Genomic DNA, 21,286 nt, shown 5'->3' on the forward strand with positions numbered 1-21,286 from the left:
CTCCTGTCGACCAGAGTTGGCGCTTTAGCTGTCGGCCGGAGTAAGTGCTTCAAGCACTTACTCCGGTCCCATGCAAAGCTGTTTCAAAGAGGGGTAGTGCGAGGGCGCGAGCCCACCCGGGCGGGGACGGCGCGCCGCCCGGCCAACCCGGCGCGCATACAGAGCGCCGAATCTGGTGAGGAGCATAGCAATTCGCCCATTCGGGAAGCCCCGAAACTAGGGGGAAAACCCGGCTCTATTCGCGCAATCGGCTTGCCAGAGGCTGCGGATAATCGCTGTCGTGAAAGTTTCCGCCGCGCGCGTGCCGCGCCGCGGGACAGCAAGTCTCCCGGAGAAACCCGTAGCATGGATTCGTCTGCCAACTCTTTGATCAACCCCGACGCCCGCGTGGGCCTCGCCACCAGCGGCGCCGCCACGGGCGCGGCCGCTGCAGGCGTGGCCGGCGGCGCCGCGGAGGACCTGGGCGGCGGCTTTGCGCAGCGCCTGGGTTCGCTGTCGTCGCTGGGCAAGGTGCGCGGCAACCCGCGCGCGCCGCTCATCGTCGCCGTGGCGGTGCTCGTGGCCGTGGTCGCCGGGCTCATCCTCTGGTCGCGCGCGCCCGACTATAAAGTGCTTTACAGCAACCTCTCGGACCGCGACGGCGGCGCCATCATCACGGCGCTGCAGGCCGCCAACGTGCCCTACAAGCTCTCCGAAGGCGGCGGCGCGGTCCTCGTGCCGTCCGACCAGGTGGGCGAAATGCGCCTGCGCCTCGCGCAGCAGGGCCTGCCCAAGAGCGGCTCGGTGGGCTTCGAGCTGATGGACAACCAGAAGTTCGGCATCAGCCAGTTCGCCGAGCAGGTGAACTACCAGCGCGCGCTCGAGGGTGAGCTCGAGCAAACGATTCAATCGATCCAGAGCGTGAAGTCCGCGCGCGTGCATCTGGCCATTCCGAAGCCCTCGGTGTTCGTGCGCGAGCGCGAGGCGCCCACCGCATCGGTGCTCGTCAACCTGTACCCGGGCCGCGCGCTCGACGACGGCCAGGTGGCCGCCATCACGCACATGGTCGCCTCGGCCGTGCCCGATCTGCCGGTGCGCAACGTCACCGTGGTCGACCAGGACGGCAACCTGCTCACGCAGAGCGCCACTAGCGCCGGCCTCGACGCCTCGCAGCTCAAGTACGTGCGCCAGGTCGAGCACGACACGCAGTCGCGCATCGACGCGATCCTGGCGCCCCTCTTCGGCGCCGGCAACGCGCGCTCGCAGGTGAGCGCCGACCTCGACTTCTCGAAGCTCGAGCAGACTTCCGAGAACTACGGCCCGAACGGCAGCCCGCAGCAAGCCGCCATCCGCAGCCAGCAGCAGAGCATCGCCACCGATGCGCAGCAGGCCAATGCCGGCGGCGTGCCGGGCGCGCTCTCGAACACGCCGCCGCAGCCGGCCTCGGCGCCCATCAGCGTGGCCGCCGGCGCAAGCGCGAACGGCGCGGCCCCTGCCACGCCGATCTCGGACCACCGCGACACCACCACGAACTACGAGCTCGACCGGACCGTGCGCCACTACAGCCAGGCGGCGGGCGACATCAAGCGCCTCTCGGTGGCCGTGGTCGTGAACTATCAGCAGCAGGTGGACGCCAAGGGCCACGCCACCATGCAGCCGCTCGACGCGCAAAAGCTCGCCCAGGTCGAGCAGCTCGTGAAGGACGCCATGGGCTACGACGCGAAGCGCGGCGACTCGGTGAACGTGGTGAACGCTGCGTTCCAGCAGGAAGTCGACCCGGGCGCGAACCTGCCGTGGTGGCGCCAGCCCGACATGATCGCGCTCGCCAAACAGGTCGCGACGTGGCTGGGCATCGGCGCGGTGGCCCTGTTCCTCTATTTCGTGATGGTGAAGCCGGCACTGCGCCGCGCCTTCCCGCCGAGCGCCCCGGCCGCCGCCACGCCCGCGCTTGCCGGCGATCACGAGCCGATGCTGCTCGATGGCCTGCCGGGCCTCGACAGGCTCGAAGGCGCAGGGGATGCCGAAAGCGACAACGGCCTCCTCGCCCTCGAGAACGAGAAGCACAAGTTCGAGCGCAACCTGGAGTTCGCGCGCAGCATCGCGCGCCAGGATCCGAAGATCGTCGCAACCGTGGTCAAGAACTGGGTGAACGATGAACGCTGAAGGAGCCACCAAGAGCGCACTGCTGCTCATGTCGATTGGCGAGGAAGAGGCCGCGCAGGTCTTCAAGTTCCTCGGCCCGCGCGAGGTGCAGAAGATCGGCGCCGCCATGGCCGCGCTCAAGAACGTCAAGCGCGAAGAGATCGACGGCGTGCTGCAGGAGTTCGTGAAGGAAGCCGAGCAGCACAGCGCGCTCTCGCTCGACTCGAACGACTACATCCGCAGCGTGCTCACCAAGGCGCTGGGCGAGGACAAGGCCGGCGCCGTGATCGACCGCATCCTGCAAGGCGGCGACACGAGCGGCATCGAAGGCCTCAAGTGGATGGATTCGGGGTCGGTGGCCGAGCTCATCAAGAACGAGCATCCGCAGATCATCGCCACGATCCTCGTGCATCTGGACCGCGACCAGGCCTCGGAGATCGCGTCGTGCTTCACCGAGCGCCTGCGCAACGACGTGCTGCTGCGCATTGCGACGCTCGACGGCATCCAGCCGCAGGCGCTGCGCGAGCTCGACGACGTGTTGACGAGCCTGCTCTCGGGCAGCGACAACCTCAAGCGCAGCCCGATGGGCGGCATCCGCACGGCCGCCGAGATCCTCAATTTCATGACCAGCCAGCACGAGGAAGGCGTGATCGAGAACGTACGCCAGTACGACGCCGAGCTGGCCCAGAAGATCATCGACCAGATGTTCGTGTTCGAAAACCTGCTCGACCTCGAAGACCGCGCGATCCAGCTGCTGCTCAAGGAAGTGGAGTCGGAGTCGCTCATCATCTCGCTCAAGGGCGCCCCGCCCGCGCTGCGCACCAAGTTCCTCTCGAACATGTCGCAGCGCGCCGCGGAACTGCTCGCCGAAGACCTCGACGCGCGCGGCCCTGTGCGCGTTTCGGAGGTCGAAGCGCAGCAACGGCGTATCCTTCAGATCGTTCGCAACCTTGCTGAAAGCGGCCAGATCGTGATCGGCGGAAAGGCGGAAGACGCGTATGTCTGACGAAGCAACGGAGATGGCAACGCAACAGCAGCGCGCGCGCTCGGCGTACCAGCGCTGGGAGATGGCGTCGTTCGACCCGCCACCCCCGCCCTCGCCGCCCCCCACGCCCGACGAGACGGCCGCGTTCGAGGCCGAGTTGCAGCGCGTGCGCGACACGGCGCACCAGCAGGGCCTCACGTCCGGCCACGTGGCCGGCCAGGCGCTCGGCTACCAGGCCGGCTACGACCAGGGCCACAAGCAGGGCTTCGAGCAAGGGCGCGAAGAGGCGCGCGCGCAGGCGCGGCAACTGGCGCAGCTCGCGCAGCGCTTTGCCGATGCCTTGCAGACGGCCGAAGCGGGCGTGGCCGACACGCTCGTCGAGCTCGCGCTCGACATCGCGCAGCAGGTGGTGCGCCAGCACGTGCAGCACGACCCGACGGCGCTGCTGGCTGCGGCGCGCGAGGTGCTCGCGCACGAGCCGCAGCTCGCGGGCTCGCCGCAGCTCGTGGTGAGCCCCGCCGATCTGCCGGTGGTGGAGGCGTATCTGATGGAAGAACTGCAGACGCGCGGCTGGACCGTGCGCACCGACGCGGCACTCGAGCGCGGCGGCTGCCGCGCGCAGTCGGCGACCGGCGAGACGGATGCGGCCATCGGCACGCGCTGGGAGCGCGTGGCGGCGGCGCTCGGCAAGGCGCGGCCATGGTGAATTCGACGCTGCACCAGACCGTGCACCAGGCGATCCACACGGGCGGCCTCACGCCGCTCGAACAGGAGCTCGCGCTCGCGTCGTTCGGGCCCGGCGCGCACGACCCGGCGCAAACGCACGGCGTGCTGGTGGGCGACGACACGCAGGCGGCCCAGCACGACGCCGATCCGCAGGAGCGGCAGGGCGCGCAAGCGGGCGCCGGCGAACGGCACGCGCCGGCGGACACAGCCGCAATGGCCGCAATGCCCGACGTTGCCGCTGGAGCCGGGCCGGGCGCCGAAGCCACCCACGCGCCGCGCGCCGCCGAGCCGCTGCCCTACGCCGCGCCGCGCACTGCACCGTACACCCCGCCGCCGAACTACGACCCCAGCAATCCTCACCTTGCCGCCTGGAATGCGCATCTCGCGAGCGTGCGCGCGCGCAACGCGCTGGCCTTGCCGCTGCGCGGCTGCGGGCGCCTCACGCGCGCCGCGGGCCTCGTGCTCGAGGCCGTGGGGCTGCGCCTCGCCGTGGGCTCCGAAGTGATGATCGAGCTGCCGCAGGGCAGCTCGCTGCCCATGGCCGAAGCCGAGGTCGTGGGCTTCGCGGGCGACAAGCTCTTTCTGATGCCCACCACCGAAGTCGCGGGCCTCTTGCCCGGCGCGCGGGTCTGGCCGCTGGAGAGCGCGCCCATTGCCGACCCGATGGCGGGCGCCAAGCGCCTGCCGGTGGGCTGGGGGTTGCTCGGACGCGTGCTCGACGCCTCGGGCCGCGCGCTCGACGGCCTCGGGCCGCTCAATACCGAAGCCGATGCGCCGCTCACCGCGCCCGTCATCAACCCGCTGAACCGCGAGCCGATCCACAAGGTGCTCGACGTGGGCGTGCGCGCGATCAACGCGCTCCTGACGGTCGGGCGCGGCCAGCGCATGGGCCTCTTCGCGGGCTCGGGCGTCGGTAAATCGGTGCTGCTCGGCACCATGGCGCGCGCAACCAGCGCCGAGGTGATCGTGATCGGCCTGATCGGCGAGCGGGGCCGCGAAGTGAAGGAGTTCATCGAGCAGATACTCGGCGAGGACGGCCGCGCGCGCTCGATCGTGGTGGCCGCGCCCGCCGACGTCTCGCCGCTGTTGCGCATGCAGGCCGCCGCGTACACGACCACGCTCGCCGAATACTTCCGCGACCAGGGCAAGCACGTGCTGCTCTTGATGGATTCGCTCACGCGCTACGCGATGGCGCAGCGCGAGATCGCGCTCGCGATCGGCGAGCCGCCCGCGACCAAGGGCTATCCGCCCTCGGTGTTCGCCAAGCTCCCGGCGCTCGTCGAGCGCACCGGCAACGGCCCGCAAGGCGGCGGCTCGATCACGGCGTTCTACACCGTGCTCACCGAAGGCGACGACCAGCAAGACCCCATCGCCGACTCGGCGCGCGCGATTCTCGACGGCCATATCGTGCTCTCCCGCGCGCTCGCGGAAGCCGGGCACTATCCGGCCATCGACATCGAGGCGTCCATCAGCCGCGCCATGACCGCGCTCATCGACGAGCCGCATCTGAACCAGACGCGCGCGTTCAAGCAGATGCTCTCGCGCTACCAGCGCAACCGCGACCTCATCAACGTGGGCGCGTACGTGAGCGGGCGCGACGCGGTGCTCGACCGCGCCATCGCGCTGTATCCGCGCATCGAGGCCTTTCTTCAGCAGGGCTTTCGCGAAACCGCGAACTACGAACAAAGCGTCGATATGCTCGGCGCGCTAATTGGCAACACTTCGGGTAACGGCCAGGGAGCGAGAACATGACAAAGCAGACCGCGCTGCAGACCTTGATCGGCCTCGCGCAGGACGATGTCGATGCCGCGACGCAACGGCTCGGGCGCGTCCAGCGTGAGCGCGTGGAAATCGAGAAGCAATTGAAGGCGCTGATCGACTACCGCGACGAGTATCACGCGCGCTTCACCGAGTCCGCGCGCACGGGCATGGCCGCGGGCAATGTGCGCAACTTCCAGGCGTTCATCGACACGCTCGACACCGCCATCGACCAGCAGCGCCGCATGCTCGAGCAGGCCACGCAGCGCGTGGAGGCCGCCAAGCCCGACTGGCAGCGCAGCCAGCAGAAGCTCGGCTCGTACGAGGTGCTGCAGTCGCGCCAGGACGATGTGCAAGCGCTCAAGGACGCCCGCCGCGAACAGCGCGACGCCGACGAGCACGCCGCTCGCGTGCTGCGCATGCGCAGCACGCATTCATGACGCAGGCGCGAGCGAGCGCGCTCGTGTCATAGCTGGGGCACGCCTCGGGACACACTCCCGGCGCGTCCAGATCACGTTCAAGAGAGCAGACAGCATGTCGCTTCTATCCGCAGTCAGTTCGTTGTTCGGCGCCGCCGTGGACGCCGCCACGGGCAGCACCAGCAACGGCGCGAGCCCGTCCGACCTCGCGAGCCAGGGCTTCGCGCAAACGCTGCAGCAAAGCATCGCCGCGCAAAACGCGCAGAACATGCCGGGCCCGCAGGGCAGCGCCTCGCAGCAGGGCGCGCAGGCGAATGCGTCGATCGCGTCGACCGCTTCTTCGGCTGCTTCGTCGGCCTACAACGGCGCGAGCCCGGCGGCGGCGCAGCATTCGTCGCAATCCTCGCCATCGTCCCAGCCGGCGCAACAGGCCAATAACGGCGCTTCGGTGCACGACGCGCAACACGCGTCGAATGGCAATCGCCGCGCCGACGACGCCCATGCGCGCCAGAAGCAGGCCGAAGCCGCAGGCTCGCAGGCCGCCGCGGCGCAGGTTCAGGTGCAACAGGCCCAGCAGGCGGCGCAGCAGCAGGCCCAGAGCGACGGCGACGCCGCCGCCCAGGCCACCGACGCCACGCTCGCCGGGGTGGCGTCGGCAGCAACCGGGGCAGCAGGCGCGGATGCCAGCGCCAACGGCGCGGCGGGCGACGGCACCGGCACCGGCACCGCCAGCGGCGACCCGAAGTCGGTGAGCGACGCGCTCAATGCCGCGCTCGCGACGCTGCGCGGCGGCGCGGCTACGCTGAACACGCACGTCGCGAGCGCCGCGCAGGGTGCGGCTTCGACCGGGTCGAGCATCGCGAGCAGCTTCGCGGCGCACATGGGCACGCAGGCGAAGGTGAAAACGCTGGGCACCGGCATCGACGACAAGAGCGCCGCCGACGGCACCTCGAAGTCCGTCGCCGCCACGGCAGCCGACACGGGCGCGCAGAACGCCAACGCCGCGCTTGCCGCGGCGGCAACGGCGACGCAGCAGGCCGCGTCCACGCAAACGGCCGCATCGAGCAGCGCCACAGACACGCTCGCCGCGACCCAGGCCGCCGCCGCAGCAGCGGCTCAGGCCCAGGCGACCCAGGCCACCCAGAGCGCGAGCGCCAACCCGGCCGCGGCGGCGGCGGCGTCCACCGCGCTCGCCCCGCAAGTGGGCACCTCGGACTGGGAGGACGCGCTCAGTCAAAAAGTGGTGTTCCTCTCGAACGCGCACCAGCAGTCGGCGGAGCTCACGCTCAATCCCAAGGACCTCGGGCCGCTGCAGGTCGTGCTGCAAGTCGCCGACAACCATGCGCACGCGCTGTTCGTCTCGCAGCATCAGCAGGTGCGCGAGGCCGTCGAGGCTGCCCTGCCGAAGCTGCGCGAGCAGATGCAGGAGAACGGCATCGGCCTTGGCAGCGCGAGCGTGAGCGACGGCTTCTCGCGCCAGATGAACCAGCAGGCGCAGCAAGACAGCGGCAGCGGCGCGGGCGGCTCGCGCACGTCGCGCTCGGGCGGCGCCGCCGGCGTCGGCCCGGCAGGCGGCGCGGACAGCGCCGCGAGCCCCGCCACGACGGCCACGCAGCGCAGCGTGGGCTTGATCGACACGTTCGCCTGAGGCGTGATGTAGCGCGCGCCGCAAGGCGCACGCGGGCACCGGGCACCCCGGCCCCGAGGCTTCCGGCGGCATGGCCGCGCCGCCTGCGCGCCCGCGCGTGCGTGAGCCGGCCTGCGCGCGCTCATCGATGCCACGCGCATCGAGCCTGCCGGGCGCGGCCGCGCTCACGCCACAAAGCCAGGAGATAGCCGCAAATCCCCCGTCTATTCCTCCCATCGCTGTAAGCCAAAAGCCGGAACAATGCAGGCTGCCGGAATGAATGCGAGCGCGCAACTCGACACTCACCCGCGGATCGGTAGCGATCAGCAACGGTGAACAGCGACGCGCCGCACGCCCTCCGGCCCCGACATCCGCAACACCAGGCTCACCCAAGGCTCATCCAGGCTCATCCAGGCTCACAACCGACATGGCGACGACCCCGACCGCAAACCCGCAAGCCGCGCTCCAAAGCGCGCAACCCGGACCGCTCAAGCGCATCCTTCTCATCGCGCTCATCGCGATTCTTGCCGCAGGCGCTGCGGGCGGCGGCGTCTGGTTCTTCATGTCGCGCCACGCGACGAGCGCGCCGGCCGCCGCAAGCGCGCCGCCGCCGCCCGCCGTGCCCGTCTACTACGCGCTCGAGCCGATGACCGTGAACCTGCAGGCCGACGACGGCGAGTCGCACTATCTGCGCGTCGGCCTCACGCTCAAGCTCGACAGCCAGGCCACCCAGGACGCGCTCGTCGCGCGCATGCCCGAGATCCGCAGCCGCGTGCTGCTCGCGCTCTCGAACAAGCATCCGTCCGATCTCGCACCGCTCGAGGGCAAGCGCGCGCTTGCCGCCGAGCTCGCCAGGCTCATCGCGCAGCCCTCCGACCCGCGCGGCACGCCCGCCAAGGTTGAAGACGTGCTGTTCACCGAATTCGTCGTCCAGTAAGCGCAGCATGAGCACGCTCAACATGAACCCGCGCGTTCGCCCGCATGCCGCGTGCGCGGGCACGACGCAGCCAATCTGGAGCCTGGCATCATGAGCATGGGTCACGACGAGTTCATGTCGCAGGAGGAGGTCGATGCCCTCCTCAAAGGCGTCACCGGCGAAGTCGACATCGAGTCGACCCAGACCGAGCATCAGGGTGTGCGCCCGTACAACATCGCGACGCAGGAACGCATCGTGCGCGGCCGCATGCCCGGCCTCGAGATCATCAACGAGCGTTTCGCGCGCCTCATGCGCGTGGGTATCTTCAACTTCATGCGCCGCACCGCCGAGATTTCCGTGGGCCCCGTGCGCGTGCAGAAGTACAGCGAGTTCACGCGCAACCTGCCGATCCCGACGAATCTGAACCTCGTGCACGTGAAGCCGCTGCGCGGCACGTCGCTGTTCGTGTTCGACCCGAACCTCGTGTTCTTCGTGGTGGACAACCTGTTCGGCGGCGACGGGCGCTTTCACACGCGCGTCGAAGGCCGCGACTTCACGCAGACCGAGCAGCGCATCATCGGCAAGCTGCTCAATCTCGTGTTCGATCACTACACCACGGCGTGGAAGAGCGTGCGCCCACTCACGTTCGAGTACGTGCGCTCGGAGATGCACACGCAGTTCGCCAACGTGGCGACGCCCAACGAGATCGTGATCGTCACGCAGTTCTCGATCGAGTTCGGCACGACGGGCGGCACGCTCCACATCTGCATGCCCTACTCGATGATCGAGCCGATCCGCGACGTGCTCGCCTCGCCGCTGCAAGGCGAAGTGCTCGACGTGGACCGCCGCTGGGTGCGCGTGCTCTCGCAGCAGGTGCAGGCCGCCGAAGTGGAGCTCACCGCCGATCTCGCGCAGGTGCCCGTCACGTTCGAGCAGATCCTGAACATGAAGAAGGGCGATGTCCTGCCGATGAACATCCCCGAGCACATCGTCGCCAAAGTGGACGGCGTGCCGGTGATGGAATGCGGCTACGGAATTTTCAATGGTCAATACGCGTTGCGGGTCCAGAAGATGATCAGCGCAGCCGACACGATGAAGGAAGGTGGATATGAGTGACGTGAACGCCACGCAAGGGGACGAGCCCGTGCCGGGTCAGCAAGCCGCCGCCGGCGCGGCCGATGCGATGGACGCCATGGACGACTGGGCCGCCGCGCTCGCCGAGCAGAACGGCCACGAAAGCCACGAAGTGGCCGCGCAGCCCGCCGCCGTGTTCCAGCCGCTCTCGAAGGTCGACTCGAACTCGACGCGCAACGACATCGACATGATTCTGGACATTCCCGTCCAGATGACCGTGGAGCTTGGCCGCACCAAGATCGCCATCCGCAACCTGCTGCAGCTCGCGCAGGGCTCGGTGGTGGAGCTCGACGGCCTCGCCGGCGAGCCCATGGACGTGCTCGTGAACGGCTGCCTCATCGCCCAGGGCGAAGTGGTGGTCGTGAACGACAAGTTCGGCATCCGCCTCACCGACATCATTACGCCCTCCGAGCGCATCCGGAAGCTGAATCGATGAAACGCCTTGCTGCATCCGCGGGCTTCGCGCTGGCTAGTGCATGCGTATGTGCTTGCGCATGGCTCGCCGCCCTGCCCGCGCAGGCCGCCGACCTGCAGGCCGTAAACGAGGCCGCGCGCTCGGCATCGAGCGCTTCAGCAGTCATCGCAGGCAGCGCGGTGCCCTCGCTCGGCTTCGGCGCGGTGCTGCAAACCGTGTTCGGCCTCGTGCTCGTGATTGGCGTGGTGTTTGGCTGCGCGTGGCTCGCACGGCGCCTGGGCCTGCAGCACGGCCCGAAGAGCGCGCTCGTGAAGACCGTGGGCGGCGCCTCGCTCGGCGGCAAGGAGCGCGTGGCCGTGGTCGAGATTGGCGACACCTGGCTCGTGCTCGGTGCCGCACCCGGCAACGTGCGCCTCCTGCACACGATGCCCGCGGGCGAGCTGCCCGCCTCTGCCGGCGTTGCGACCGGCTCCGCCGCCCTTCAAGGCACCTTCGGACAGCGCTTTCGTGACGCGCTGAAAAACGAAGCAGGCAAACGTTTCAAGCGTCACGACGGCGGAGCGCAGTAAATGCACGGCAGCACCCATCATGACGCGCTAGCGGGCGGCCACGCTCGCGCGCACACTTCCTCGATCGTGAGATTCTCGCGTGCGGCCTTGCCCGTCGCGCTCGTGCTCGGCGCGGGCGCCGCGGCGCTGCTGCTGCCGCACCTGGCTCACGCCCAGGCTGCCGCGCAGGCGCAGGGCCTGCCCGCCTTCAACACGAGCCCGGGCCCCAACGGCGGCACCACGTATTCGCTGAGCGTGCAGACGATGCTGCTGCTCACGATGCTGTCGTTCCTGCCCGCGATGGTGCTGATGATGACGAGCTTCACGCGCATCATCATCGTGCTCTCGCTGCTGCGCCAGGCGCTCGGCACGACGACCACGCCGCCCAACCAGGTGCTCGTGGGTCTCGCGCTGTTCCTCACCCTGTTCGTGATGTCGCCCGTGCTAGACAAGGCCTACAACGACGGCTACAAGCCGTTCGCCGCGGGCACGATCTCGATGGACGATGCGGTGACGCGCGGCGTCGCGCCCTTCAAGACCTTCATGCTGCGGCAGACCCGCGAGTCCGATCTCGCACTCTTCGCGCGCATCTCGCACGCGGCGCCCATGCAGGGCCCCGAGGACGTACCGCTCACGCTGCTCGTGCCCTCGTTCGTCACGAGCGAGCTGAAGACGGGTTTTCAGATCGGCTTTACGATCTTCATTCCGTTTCTCATCATCGACATGGTGGTGGCGAGCGTGCTCATGTCGATGGGCATGATGATGGTGTCGCCCGCGACGATCTCGCTGCCGTTCAAGCTCATGCTGTTCGTGCTCGTGGACGGCTGGCAATTGCTGATCGGCTCGCTCGCACAGAGTTTCACCTGAGGAGTTCGCTATGACGCCCGAAACCGTCATGACCCTTTCGCACGAAGCGATGTATGTGGCGTTGCTGCTGGCCGCGCCGCTCTTGCTCGTGTCGCTCGTCGTCGGTCTCGTGGTGAGCCTCTTTCAGGCGGCCACGCAAATCAATGAAAGCACGCTTTCGTTCATCCCCAAGCTCATCGCGATTGCGGTGACGCTCGTGATTGCCGGGCCGTGGATGCTCACCACCATGCTCGATTACATGCATCACATGTTCGCCAGCATTCCGTCGCTTGCGGGCTAAGCGCGCTTTTTAACCTCGCGCGCTCTGCGGCTCTCACACGATGTTCACCGTCACCTACGCGCAGCTCAATCTCTGGCTCACCGCGTTCCTCTGGCCGTTCACGCGCATTCTCGCGCTGGTGGCTGTGGCGCCCATACTCGGCCACCGCTCGGTGCCTACGCGGGTAAAGATCGGGATTGCGGCGTTCATCACGCTCATCGTCGCGCCTACGCTCGACCCCATGCCGCAGGTCACGGTGTTTTCGGCCGAAGGCGTGTGGATTCTCGTTAATCAGTTTCTGATTGGCGCGGCGCTTGGGTTCACGATGCAGATCGTGTTCGCTGTCGTGACAGCGGCGGGCGATTTGATGGGGCTGGGTATGGGGCTCGGCTTCGCGTCGTTCTTCGATCCGCAAGCCAATACGTCCACGCCCGCGCTTTCGTCGTGGCTCAACATGATGGCGATGCTCGCGTTTCTCGTCTTCGACGGGCATTTGCAGATGATTGCCGCACTAGTCGAGACGTTTCATAGCGTGCCGGTGTCGGCCAATGTGCTTTCGGGCAATGGCTACAGGTTGATCGCGGGCTGGGGCGCGACGGTGTTTAACGGAGGGCTGCTGCTCTCGCTGCCCGTGGTGGTGGCGCTGCTCATTACCAATATCTCGCTCGGCATTCTTAATCGGGCGGCGCCGCAGATCGGGATTTTTCAAATTGGGTTCGCGCTCACGATGCTCGTGGGCTTGCTGCTGATTCAGATGATGATGCCCAATCTGATTCCCTATTTCGCGCGGCTTTTTGATGGCGGCATCGATCAGATGGGGCGGGTGGCGGCGGGTCTCAGGCCAATGCCGTGAAGCACCCGCAACACCACACCACGCTCACCACTAGATCATGGCGGTGAGCGTCACCCAAGTCTGCTGACGCGCCGCATGCTCGAGACCCTGGCCCGTGCGCATCGCATAGCTGATCTGCGCCGAAACATGCTTGCCGCTATAGCTCGCGCCAATCCCATAACCCTGCAGACGCACCGACGCCCCCGCCATGAGACCATCGTTGCGGGTTCGGCCACGCGCGTCGTCATAAAAAATCTGCAACGCGGTGCCCGGCAGCGGCCGGATGAACTGGCTCACGCCAACGGAAACAATCACGCCGTCATCGACAGCGGCTGCGTTCTGGTCGTACGCGCGCACCGCCGATGGCCCACCCAGACCGAGCCGCTGCGAACCGTCCAGGGCCCGGCTGGCCCACTGGCCACGAACCGCCAGCGAGGCTTGGGTGGTGGAAGTGAGCGATTGAATAAACGTGGCGGACGGCTCGAGCTTGTAGAAGTCGTACCGGCGATCGACATACGGAGAATCGCTGGTCCCATGGTCGTATTCCTTCTGCCGCGTCGCGCCACGACTCGCGATGACGCTGTACTGCGTCACGTTCCTGCGCGCGCCCCAATTGCCATAAAAATTGCCATCGGCACGTAGCGACGCCACGAGACTGCGTTGCCGGCTCTCGAGGATATTGTCGAATTTTTCGTCGGTCGAGTCCCAGGCTTCCATGCCCGCGCCAAGGTCGAGACTCGCGTTGGCGGTGCGAATCGCCGGCGTGGAGCCATACAGGCTGACGACGTCGGCCGAGCCCGTGCCTAGGCCGCTAAACTCCTCGCCCAGCTTGTAGTCCACATGCGAGTACGCAAGGCCCGCGCGGCTCGCGCCCAATCCAGTCAACATGTCATAGGACAAACGGCCGAGACGCGTGCGCCCTTCCTCGCCGGCGCTCGTCTGCATGAAACGCGGCGTGAAATAGACGGTCGCCTGCAACTGGTCGCCCAGGCCGAGCGCGTTGTTGACGCCACCGGAAACGCCGACACGGCGCCACCCGGCTTGCCGCGAGCCCGAGTTGTCGAGGGTGGCCGCAGCGTAAAAGCGGTCGGCAGGCGTGACGTCGACATCGACGATCGTGCCGCCAGGCTCCGTTCCCGTCGCGAGCGCCGACGACACCGAGCCGACGCCGGGTATGCCTTCGACGACGCGCATATTGTGTTCGATTTCGCGCAACGTCGGCGTGGCCTCGCTGGTGCTCCCGAGAATGGCCTTGAGCCGTTGCGTCGACACTTTCGAGCCGTTTTCCACGCCGATCGATTCGACGTGGCCGCGCTCGATGCCGAAGCGCACGGCGCCGCCCGTGACGGTCTGCGGCGGCAGTGTCACGCGCACGAGCGTATCGCCGCCGTTGTACAGCACCGTCGTCAGCTCATCGCGCAGCGTCTGCAATTGCGCAAGCGTCACGCTGCGCCCGCGCCACGGCGCGAGAAATGCATCGACACGCTGCCGCTCGGCTTCGGAAAGCGCGCCGCCAAAATCGAATTCGTTGACGACGAAGGAAAACTCGCCCTCTGGAGCAGACGGCCCGGCCGGTGTCGACGACTGCAAGGCGGGCGCGCGCTCGGGCGCGGAGTCGCCTTCGATGCCACGCGTCATGTCGCCGTTCTGACGGAGCAGCGAGCCCGCGCTGGGGAGCTCATAGGCTTGTGCGCAGCCATGCCACGCCGCCAGGCCGAGCAATGGCAGGCAGGCAGGACCGAGGCGATGGCAAAGGTGCCGGTACCGGTTGGAGACTTTCAAGGTGCGAAGGGGAAACAAGGATGCAAATCGGGATGCAAGCGGCGCAAATCGACGCGATCCAATCCGGCAGACGTTGCCGGTGGTGCCGGGACGCGCAAAGGGGAAACGCCAACAAGGGAGGGAGAGGCAACGCGTGCCTCTCCCGTGTCGTGTGATCCGGCTGAACCGCCTGGAGGCGGAGGGCCGCCGGCGCAATCAGCGCAATCGGCGCAGGCCGAAGGCGCCGGCGGGCCGGTCTCCGCGATCCCCGGGGTCTCCGGGATCGATGCGGCTGTTATCGTCCGCCGCCGCTGCTGTCGCCGTTATCCGAAACGGTGATCGGCGTGGGCAGCGTGATCTGCGGCGCCGTCAGCTTGCCCCAATACGTCGGGGCCAGGGACTCCACCGTGATCGACTTGCCCGCCGTGTTGTTGGCCGCGTAGACAGCGACCGCGCGCAGCGAAATGTCGACGCCCGCGCGGGTCTGCGACGTCGGATACTGGCCGATCAGGCCGGTATAGGCGATCGTCGGGATCCCCGTAATCGGATCGAACGAGATGCCGGGATCGACGGCCATCATGATGCTGCCCTTGCGGCTCGTCACGTTGCCGAGCTGGTAGATGCCCTTCGTGCTGCTGTCCGTGCAGCCCGTGCCGGGGACGCAGACGTTATTCGTGGAATGGACCACGATGTCGCCATCGGCGTTCACGTCGCGAATCAGGTACACCGTGTCACCCTCGAGCGAGACGGTCTTGCCGCTCAGCAAGCCGGTCTGGAGCGTTCCGCTCGTGCCGATCTTCACGCTGTCGCCCGCAACGGTGCTCACGCCAATGTCCTGCACGACGTTGGAGCCCGTGAGGTAGACCGAGCCCTTGGACGCCGTGATGTTCGCGGACTGCTTCAGGTTGCCGCCGCTCGCGCTGTCAGACGAGATGGACACGTCGCCCGTCGAGGCGGTGATCGGCGCGTTCGCGTTGATATTGACACCCGTGCCCTGCATGGAGACGCTACGCCCATTGACCGCGCCGTTGACCGTGATGGCGCCGTCACCCGTCGCGCCGAGTTTGACGTCGCCGCCAGCGTTCAGCCTTTGCGCGAGGATGATGTTGCTTGCGCCAATCGACACGCCGTCACCCGCAGTGGTGCTGACGCCGCTCCTCTGCAAGACGTTGGTGCCCGTGAGCAGGACCGAGCCCTTGGACGCCGTCACGTTCGCGAACTGCTTCAGGTCGCCCTCGCCCGCGCCGTCGGCCTTGACGGACACGTTGCCCGTCGAGGCGGTGATCGGCGCATTGATCTCGAGATCCGAGCCCTGCAGGGACACGCTGCGAGCGTTGATCGCACCGTTGACCGCAAGCGGGCCGTAGTCCGTGCCGACCAGGACGTCGCCGCCGGCGCTCAGCCTCGATGCGAGGATGGTGTCGTTTGCGCCGATCTGCACGCCGTCACCTGCAATGGTGTTGACGCCATTTTTCTGGAAGACGTTGGTGCCCTTGATCAGGACCGAACCCTTGGACGAATTGATGTCCGCGTTCTGCTTCAGATCGCCCGAGCCAAAGGCGTCGGCCTCGATCGACACGTCGCCGGTCGAGGCGTTGATCGACCCATTGGTCTCGACGCCCGTGCCCTGCAACGACACGCTGCGCCCATTGATCGCGTTGTTGGCCACGAGTGAGCCTTCCAGCGTGCCAACCTGGACGTCGCCGCCGCCGATCAGCCTGGCTGTCTGGATGTTGCCGTCTGCGCCAATCGAAATGCCGCCACCCGCATTGGTGACGACGCCGTTTTTCTGCACGACGTTGGTGCCCGTGAGCAGGACCGAACCGTTGGACGCCGTGATGTTCGCGTTCTGGTTCAGGTCGCCCTGACCCAGGCCATTGGCCTTGATGGACACGTCGCCCTTCGTGGCGGTAATCCACGAATTGAGGTCGACGCCCGTGCCCTGCATGGACACGCTGCTGCCGTTGATGCCGTCGACGACCTTGACCGCGCCTGGCGCGCCGAGTTGCACGTCGCCCACGGCGTCCACGCGTGCCACCTGAAGCGCGTTGCTGGCGCCGATATTCACGCCGTTGCCGGCATAGGTGACGTAGCCCAGCTTCTGCGTGACGTTGGTGCCGGTGAGATTGACCGAACCCTTGAACGCCTTCACGTCCCCGTTCTGGTTCAGATCGCCCTTACCCAGGCCATTGGCCTTGATCGACACGTCGCCCGTCGAGGCGTTGATCCACGAATTGACGTCGACGCCCGTGCCCTGCATGGACACGCTGCGGCCATTGATCGCGTCGTTGACCGCAATGGGGCCCGCCGCGCCGATCTGGATATCGCCGTTGCCGCTCACCCGGGCGGCCTGGAGCGCGCCGGTTGCGCCAATCTTCACGCCATCGCCGGCATAGGTGCCGATGCCCTTCTTCTGGACGATGTTGGTGCCCGTGAGGTTGACCGAGCCCTGGTTCGCCGTCACGTTCGCGTTCTGATTCAGATCGCCCTTGCCAAGGCTATCGGCCTTGATGGACACGTCGCCCTTCGTGGCGGTAATCCACGAATTGAGGTCGACGCCCGTGCCCTGCATGGACACGCTGCTGCCGTTGATGCCGTCGACGACCTTGACCGCGCCTGGCGCGCCGAGTTGCACGTCGCCCACGGCGTCCACGCGTGCCACCTGAAGCGCGTTGCTGGCGCCGATATTCACGCCGTTGCCGGCATAGGTGACGTAGCCCAGCTTCTGCGTGACGTTGGTGCCGGTGAGATTGACCGAACCCTTGAACGCCTTCACATCCGCGTTCTGGTTCAGATCGCCCTTGCCCAGGCCATCGGCCTTGATCGACACGTCGCCCGTCGAGGCGTTGATCCACGAATTGACGTCGACGCCCGTGCCCTGCATGGACACGCTGCGGCCGTTGATCGCGTCGTTGACCGCAATGGCACCCGCCGCGCCGATCTGGACATCGCCGGTTGCGCTCACCCGGGCGGCCTGGAGGGCGCCGGTTGCGCCAATCTTCACGCCATCGCCGGCATAGGTGCCGATGCCCTTCTTCTGCGCGATGTTGGTGCCCGCGAGGTTGACCGAGCCCCGGCTCGCCGTCACGTTCGCGTTCTGATTCAGATCACCCTTGCCCAGGCCATCGGCCTTGATGGACACGTCGCCCGTCGAGGCGCTAATCGACGAATTGATGTTCACGCCCGTGCCCAGCATGGACACGCTGCGCCCGTTGACGTCGTTATTTGCCGTGAGCGGGCCGCTCAGCGCGGCAAGCTGGACATCGCCGCTGTTGCCATTCACCCGCGCTGCCTGCAGCGCTCCGGTCGCGCTAATGCTCACGCCGGTGTTGCCGTAGGTGCTGGTGCCGGTCTTCTGCGTAACGTTGGTGCCCGTGAGGTTGACCGAACCTCTCGACGCCTCCAGGTTCGCGTTCTGATTCAGGTTGCCGGCGCCCGCGCCATCGGCCTTGATGGACAGGTCGCCGGTCGAGGCGGTCATCCACGAATTGATGTCGACGCCGGTGCCCTGCACGGCCACGCTGCGCCCATTGATCGCTTCGTTGACCGCGACGGCCCCGGTTCCGCCCGCGCCGATTTTGACATCGCCGCCGCTGCTGATGCGGCCGTTCGACACGACATCGCCACCGCCGGTCCCGATCGAGACCGCGCCTTGCGATGTGGTCAGATACGCGCCTTTCTCGATGGTCACGTTGTGGCCGGTGCTGCCATATTCGCCACCCGTGGGCGCCGTGGCGGCGTCAAAGGGGGAAAGGGTCGGCGGGTAGCTCACCGGCGCGGAGCCGATCGTAATGTCGGTCGCCGCATTGATGCGGCCGCCCGCGCTGATGTTGCCGTCGAGTTGCGAGCCGAGGATGATCGAGCCGCCCTCGCCCGAGCTTGCGCGCGTGGCTTCCAGCGTGCCAGAGTTCTGCACCACCGTGGCGAGCATCGCGCCCGTTGCCGCTGCATTGAGCTGGACGTTGCCGCCGTTGGCCGTGATCACGCCGCTATTGGCCGCGAGTGCGTTCTGCGCTTCGCGGCCGAGCATGACCTTGAAACCGGAGTTGCTCATCTGCATCGCTACGCCGTCGGCCGCGCCGAGCGTGACGTCCTTCGCGCGGATCGTGCCCTGGTTGGTGGCTTTTGCGCCGAGCAGAACGACGGCTTCGGTCGCGCTCAGTTGGCCGTCGTTCGAAACCACGCCAGTGCCGCCGTTCGCGGAAAGGTTCATGAGGCCTCGCGCATCGCCGCCATCCATGAATTGCTTGTCGTCGACGTTCAGCGTGGACGCCACGAGACTCCCCACGTTCACCGACGACGTCTTGCCAAACATCACGCCCGCGGGGTTGACCACGAAGACGCGGCCGTTCGCCGTCAGCGTACCGTCAATTTGTGTGGGTGCCGCCGTCGCCACGCGGTTGAGGATCGCCGAGCTGGCGCTAGGCTGCTTGATCGCCACCGCCTGATTCCTGGCGATGTCGAAGTTGGTCCAGTTGACGACCATCCGGTCGCTGCCCTGGGTGATCGTCGTATTGTTGCCCTGGGTATTGATGGTCCCGCTGCCCGCTGCGACAACACCGCCTTGTACCGCCCAGGCGCCGTTCATGTAGCCAATGGCCGCGGTCATCATGGCCGGCATGACCGCAAGCCGGAAGGCCTGCTGGCGCGTCGATTGGGAGCGTTTGTGGCGAGTGGATTTGCTGTGACTCATTTCCTGGCCTTGTATCGATTTCTTTTCGTTACCCGGGCGGGACGCTTTGGTCGTTCCTCACGCGGGAGCTCTTCGGACTGCTTGCGAAAGCGAATGTAATTAAATGTAAGCAAACGTAAGCAGACTAAAGAGTCTATTCGGCCTCGGGAAAGCGGAATGTAAGATGACTCTTAAAAGTGAGCGCCAACTGGAGTTGGGCAAGGGGCGCGCTGACAGCGCCCAGATAAAAAAGCGGGGGTGCGCGTAACGCGCACCCCCGCTGTCTCTACCGGGGAACTCCACCCGGCACCCACGATCAGGGATTGACGTACTGGAACGGCGAAAGCTGTTGAGTCACTGCAAAACGCTTCTGCGAAGCCGTCAGCGCATTCGGCAACTGTGCGTACTGCTTATAGCCCGTACTGCGTAATAGCCGCAGTCGTATCGGTGGTCGTGAGCCTCCTTTGGAATGTCGCAGCCACCACCCATCAATCAGTAGTCCTTTTTCTTGCCGGCGGCATCGAGCCGGTTGTCCCGATCCATAGAGCGCTGAATATCGTCGTCTTCTTGCTGGGACTGCTGCAAGACGCAATTCGCAAATGCGTCGGTACCCGGCTTGAATCCATAGCGGCTACAGTTTTCCTGGAAGCGGGGGGTCGAATCGAGGAGGCCACAGCCACTCACTGCAAATATCAAGGCTGCGGTAAAGACACATCTGAAAATCATGCACGGCTCCTTAGAAAATCTCAGCGCGCGCATCGTACACGTCTCAGTGTCTTAAAAAAGCTCACCGCAGGAAATTCGTCATACTCTGACGCATGTAGGACAAACTCCGCTCGTCCGGATCCAGTCCGGCCGGCGCAGCCGCGTTCACGACGCGATCTCAGAATGAAGAAACAGCCCGGCCGGCGCGAGCCAGGCGGGCTGTTTCGGTCAAGCTCGAGGACTGTCTCATTGCGGCGGCACGCCCAACGCACGCCGCCGCTTTCCCCGCATGAGCCATCTCATCAAGGATTGATGTACTGGAACAGCGAAAGGTTTTGAGTCGCGGCGAAACTCTTCTGCGAAGCCGTCAGCGCATTCGACAACTGCGTGTACTGCGTAATCGCCGCCGTCATATCGGTCGTCGTGAGATCCGATAGATTCGACGTCACCTGCAGCGAATTCGTCGACGTCACCGTCTGCAGCGCCTTCACTTCCTGCTCGCGCCCGCCTACCGACGCCTGGATCGTGACCACGTTCGAGATCGAGTTCCCGATCGCCGTGAGACCGGCCTGCAGCGCATTCGTGAGATTGGCGCCCGCGCTCGGGCTGCCGTTCACCGGCGTCTGCAGCGCGGCAATCACGCTGTCGATCGTCGAGAACACGCTGCTGTTCTGCTGCGTCGTGGCCGGCGTCACCGAGAACGTGTCGTTCCACGCGGGCGTGCCCGAGATCGTCACGTTCATGCCGTTGCCGAGGTTGATCGCCGAGCCATCGGTGTACGGTTGACTCGTCGCGACCGGCTGCTTCGTGGTGCTGTCGGTCACCGTGTAGGTGAGCGGGTTCGAGCCCTGGTCGAACGAGATCGAGTAGCTGTCGCCGTTCGTGGCTTGGGCAGGATCGGTCACCGTGACGCCGCTAATCGTGCCGGTGCCGGTATTGGCCGAGCTGCCCGCGGCCACTGCTTGCGAGCCCACGGCCGAGACGCTCTGGAACACCGCCGCGCCGGTGTCGCTCACCGCGATCTGGCGCGCTCCGCCCACCTGGACCAGGCGCTGGCCCAGGTCGCCGTTGTACTGCACGCCGCCGCCCGGCAAGTTCGTGAAGACCTGCGCAGTGCTCTTGAAGCCCGAGAACAGATAGTTGCCCTGACCGTCGGTGGTATTGGCGAGCGTGAGCAGCTGGCTGCGCTCGCCCTGCAACTGCTTGGCGAGCGCCTGGCGGTCGGAGTCGTTGAGCGAGCCGTTGAGCGCCGACTGGATCTGCTGGCTGATGGACTGCAGCGTGCTCGTCACGCTCGAGAGCGTCGAGTCTTCGAGCTGCAGCGAGGAAAGCGCCGTGTTCTGGTTCGACGCGTACTGCGTGAGCGTCGCGCTCGTGGCCGAGAGCTGCACGGCCTGGGCCGCGCCGAGCGGGTTGTCGGCGGGGCTCGACAGCGAGACGCCCGTCGAGACCTGCTGCTGCACCTGGAGAAGCTGCGCCTGCTGGTTCTCCATCGTGGAGAGGCTGTTCGAATAAATCTGGGAAGTCGCGATACGCATGGG

17 protein-coding genes are annotated in these 21,286 nt (G+C 66.6%); 13 read left to right on the forward strand and 4 right to left on the reverse strand.

Annotated elements, in window-relative coordinates:
- Positions 1-345 precede the first annotated feature (345 nt).
- From fliF to fliR, 13 genes are all read left to right on the forward strand, one after another.
- Positions 346-2,142: a flagellar basal-body MS-ring/collar protein FliF gene (fliF, locus tag EYW47_RS33460; RefSeq protein WP_133199099.1), complete on the forward strand. Its 1,797-nt coding sequence runs from the start codon at positions 346-348 to the stop codon at positions 2,140-2,142.
- Positions 2,132-3,127, forward strand: a complete 996-nt coding sequence (fliG, locus tag EYW47_RS33465; RefSeq protein WP_133199100.1) for a flagellar motor switch protein FliG — start codon at positions 2,132-2,134, stop codon at positions 3,125-3,127. The genes fliF and fliG overlap by 11 nt, the downstream gene beginning before the upstream one ends.
- Complete coding sequence (fliH, locus tag EYW47_RS33470) at positions 3,120-3,812, forward strand: flagellar assembly protein FliH (RefSeq protein WP_133199101.1); 693 nt, start codon at positions 3,120-3,122, stop codon at positions 3,810-3,812. The genes fliG and fliH overlap by 8 nt, the downstream gene beginning before the upstream one ends.
- Entirely contained in the window at positions 3,806-5,584 is a 1,779-nt protein-coding gene (fliI, locus tag EYW47_RS33475) for a flagellar protein export ATPase FliI (RefSeq protein ID WP_133199102.1), read from the forward strand. Before fliH ends, fliI begins: the two co-directional genes overlap by 7 nt.
- A complete protein-coding gene (gene fliJ, locus EYW47_RS33480; protein ID WP_133199103.1) occupies positions 5,581-6,030 on the forward strand; it encodes a flagellar export protein FliJ in 450 nt (149 codons plus the stop codon). Before fliI ends, fliJ begins: the two co-directional genes overlap by 4 nt.
- A 94-nt stretch (positions 6,031-6,124) precedes the next feature.
- Entirely contained in the window at positions 6,125-7,657 is a 1,533-nt protein-coding gene (locus EYW47_RS33485) for a flagellar hook-length control protein FliK (RefSeq protein ID WP_133199104.1), read from the forward strand.
- Positions 7,658-8,063: 406 nt separating this feature from the next.
- Positions 8,064-8,573, forward strand: a complete 510-nt coding sequence (gene fliL / locus EYW47_RS33490) for a flagellar basal body-associated protein FliL (RefSeq protein ID WP_133199105.1) — start codon at positions 8,064-8,066, stop codon at positions 8,571-8,573.
- 96 nt (positions 8,574-8,669) lie between these two features.
- On the forward strand, positions 8,670-9,668 hold the full coding sequence (fliM, locus tag EYW47_RS33495; RefSeq protein WP_028221863.1) for a flagellar motor switch protein FliM: 999 nt from the start codon (positions 8,670-8,672) through the stop codon (positions 9,666-9,668).
- Entirely contained in the window at positions 9,661-10,122 is a 462-nt protein-coding gene (fliN, locus tag EYW47_RS33500) for a flagellar motor switch protein FliN (RefSeq protein ID WP_133199106.1), read from the forward strand. Before fliM ends, fliN begins: the two co-directional genes overlap by 8 nt.
- Positions 10,119-10,670 carry a flagellar biosynthetic protein FliO gene (fliO, locus tag EYW47_RS33505; RefSeq protein WP_133199107.1) on the forward strand — a complete coding sequence of 184 codons (552 nt, stop codon included), beginning with the start codon at positions 10,119-10,121 and terminating at the stop codon, positions 10,668-10,670. The genes fliN and fliO overlap by 4 nt, the downstream gene beginning before the upstream one ends.
- Positions 10,671-11,516 (forward strand): flagellar type III secretion system pore protein FliP, encoded by an 846-nt coding sequence (gene fliP, locus EYW47_RS33510; RefSeq protein WP_133199108.1) that lies wholly within the window; start codon positions 10,671-10,673, stop codon positions 11,514-11,516.
- A 10-nt stretch (positions 11,517-11,526) separates the two neighbouring features.
- On the forward strand, positions 11,527-11,796 hold the full coding sequence (fliQ, locus tag EYW47_RS33515) for a flagellar biosynthesis protein FliQ (protein WP_133199109.1): 270 nt from the start codon (positions 11,527-11,529) through the stop codon (positions 11,794-11,796).
- Between the two features lie 40 nt (positions 11,797-11,836).
- On the forward strand, positions 11,837-12,628 hold the full coding sequence (gene fliR / locus EYW47_RS33520) for a flagellar biosynthetic protein FliR (protein ID WP_133199110.1): 792 nt from the start codon (positions 11,837-11,839) through the stop codon (positions 12,626-12,628).
- 30 nt (positions 12,629-12,658) lie between these two features.
- On the opposite strand, the gene EYW47_RS33525 is transcribed toward fliR, so the two are convergent.
- From EYW47_RS33525 to flgL, 4 genes are all read right to left on the reverse strand, one after another.
- Positions 12,659-14,245: a ShlB/FhaC/HecB family hemolysin secretion/activation protein gene (locus EYW47_RS33525; protein WP_133199111.1), complete on the reverse strand. Its 1,587-nt coding sequence runs from the start codon at positions 14,243-14,245 to the stop codon at positions 12,659-12,661.
- Positions 14,246-14,663: 418 nt separating this feature from the next.
- Complete coding sequence (locus EYW47_RS33530; RefSeq protein WP_133199112.1) at positions 14,664-19,061, reverse strand: beta strand repeat-containing protein; 4,398 nt, start codon at positions 19,059-19,061, stop codon at positions 14,664-14,666.
- Between the two features lie 471 nt (positions 19,062-19,532).
- Positions 19,533-19,766, reverse strand: coding sequence for a hypothetical protein (locus tag EYW47_RS33535; RefSeq protein WP_133199113.1), 234 nt, complete (start codon positions 19,764-19,766; stop codon positions 19,533-19,535).
- Between the two features lie 281 nt (positions 19,767-20,047).
- Complete coding sequence (gene flgL / locus EYW47_RS33540; protein WP_133199114.1) at positions 20,048-21,283, reverse strand: flagellar hook-associated protein FlgL; 1,236 nt, start codon at positions 21,281-21,283, stop codon at positions 20,048-20,050.
- Positions 21,284-21,286: the final 3 nt, after the last annotated feature.

Origin of the sequence: Paraburkholderia silviterrae (genome assembly GCF_004353915.1) — a bacterium.
GTDB classification, from domain to species: Bacteria; Pseudomonadota; Gammaproteobacteria; order Burkholderiales; family Burkholderiaceae; genus Paraburkholderia; species Paraburkholderia silviterrae.

What these genes read in the sequence shown, in the direction of transcription:
- fliF (WP_133199099.1), top strand. Translation starts at nt 346, where the DNA reads ATGGATTCGTCTGCCAACTCTTTGATCAACCCCGACGCCCGCGTGGGC.
- fliG (WP_133199100.1), top strand. Translation starts at nt 2,132, where the DNA reads ATGAACGCTGAAGGAGCCACCAAGAGCGCACTGCTGCTCATGTCGATT.
- fliH (WP_133199101.1), top strand. Translation starts at nt 3,120, where the DNA reads ATGTCTGACGAAGCAACGGAGATGGCAACGCAACAGCAGCGCGCGCGC.
- fliI (WP_133199102.1), top strand. Translation starts at nt 3,806, where the DNA reads ATGGTGAATTCGACGCTGCACCAGACCGTGCACCAGGCGATCCACACG.
- fliJ (WP_133199103.1), top strand. Translation starts at nt 5,581, where the DNA reads ATGACAAAGCAGACCGCGCTGCAGACCTTGATCGGCCTCGCGCAGGAC.
- EYW47_RS33485 (WP_133199104.1), top strand. Translation starts at nt 6,125, where the DNA reads ATGTCGCTTCTATCCGCAGTCAGTTCGTTGTTCGGCGCCGCCGTGGAC.
- fliL (WP_133199105.1), top strand. Translation starts at nt 8,064, where the DNA reads ATGGCGACGACCCCGACCGCAAACCCGCAAGCCGCGCTCCAAAGCGCG.
- fliM (WP_028221863.1), top strand. Translation starts at nt 8,670, where the DNA reads ATGGGTCACGACGAGTTCATGTCGCAGGAGGAGGTCGATGCCCTCCTC.
- fliN (WP_133199106.1), top strand. Translation starts at nt 9,661, where the DNA reads ATGAGTGACGTGAACGCCACGCAAGGGGACGAGCCCGTGCCGGGTCAG.
- fliO (WP_133199107.1), top strand. Translation starts at nt 10,119, where the DNA reads ATGAAACGCCTTGCTGCATCCGCGGGCTTCGCGCTGGCTAGTGCATGC.
- fliP (WP_133199108.1), top strand. Translation starts at nt 10,671, where the DNA reads ATGCACGGCAGCACCCATCATGACGCGCTAGCGGGCGGCCACGCTCGC.
- fliQ (WP_133199109.1), top strand. Translation starts at nt 11,527, where the DNA reads ATGACGCCCGAAACCGTCATGACCCTTTCGCACGAAGCGATGTATGTG.
- fliR (WP_133199110.1), top strand. Translation starts at nt 11,837, where the DNA reads ATGTTCACCGTCACCTACGCGCAGCTCAATCTCTGGCTCACCGCGTTC.
- EYW47_RS33525 (WP_133199111.1), bottom strand. Translation starts at nt 14,245, where the DNA reads ATGACGCGTGGCATCGAAGGCGACTCCGCGCCCGAGCGCGCGCCCGCC.
- EYW47_RS33530 (WP_133199112.1), bottom strand. Translation starts at nt 19,061, where the DNA reads ATGAGTCACAGCAAATCCACTCGCCACAAACGCTCCCAATCGACGCGC.
- EYW47_RS33535 (WP_133199113.1), bottom strand. Translation starts at nt 19,766, where the DNA reads ATGATTTTCAGATGTGTCTTTACCGCAGCCTTGATATTTGCAGTGAGT.
- flgL (WP_133199114.1), bottom strand. Translation starts at nt 21,283, where the DNA reads ATGCGTATCGCGACTTCCCAGATTTATTCGAACAGCCTCTCCACGATG.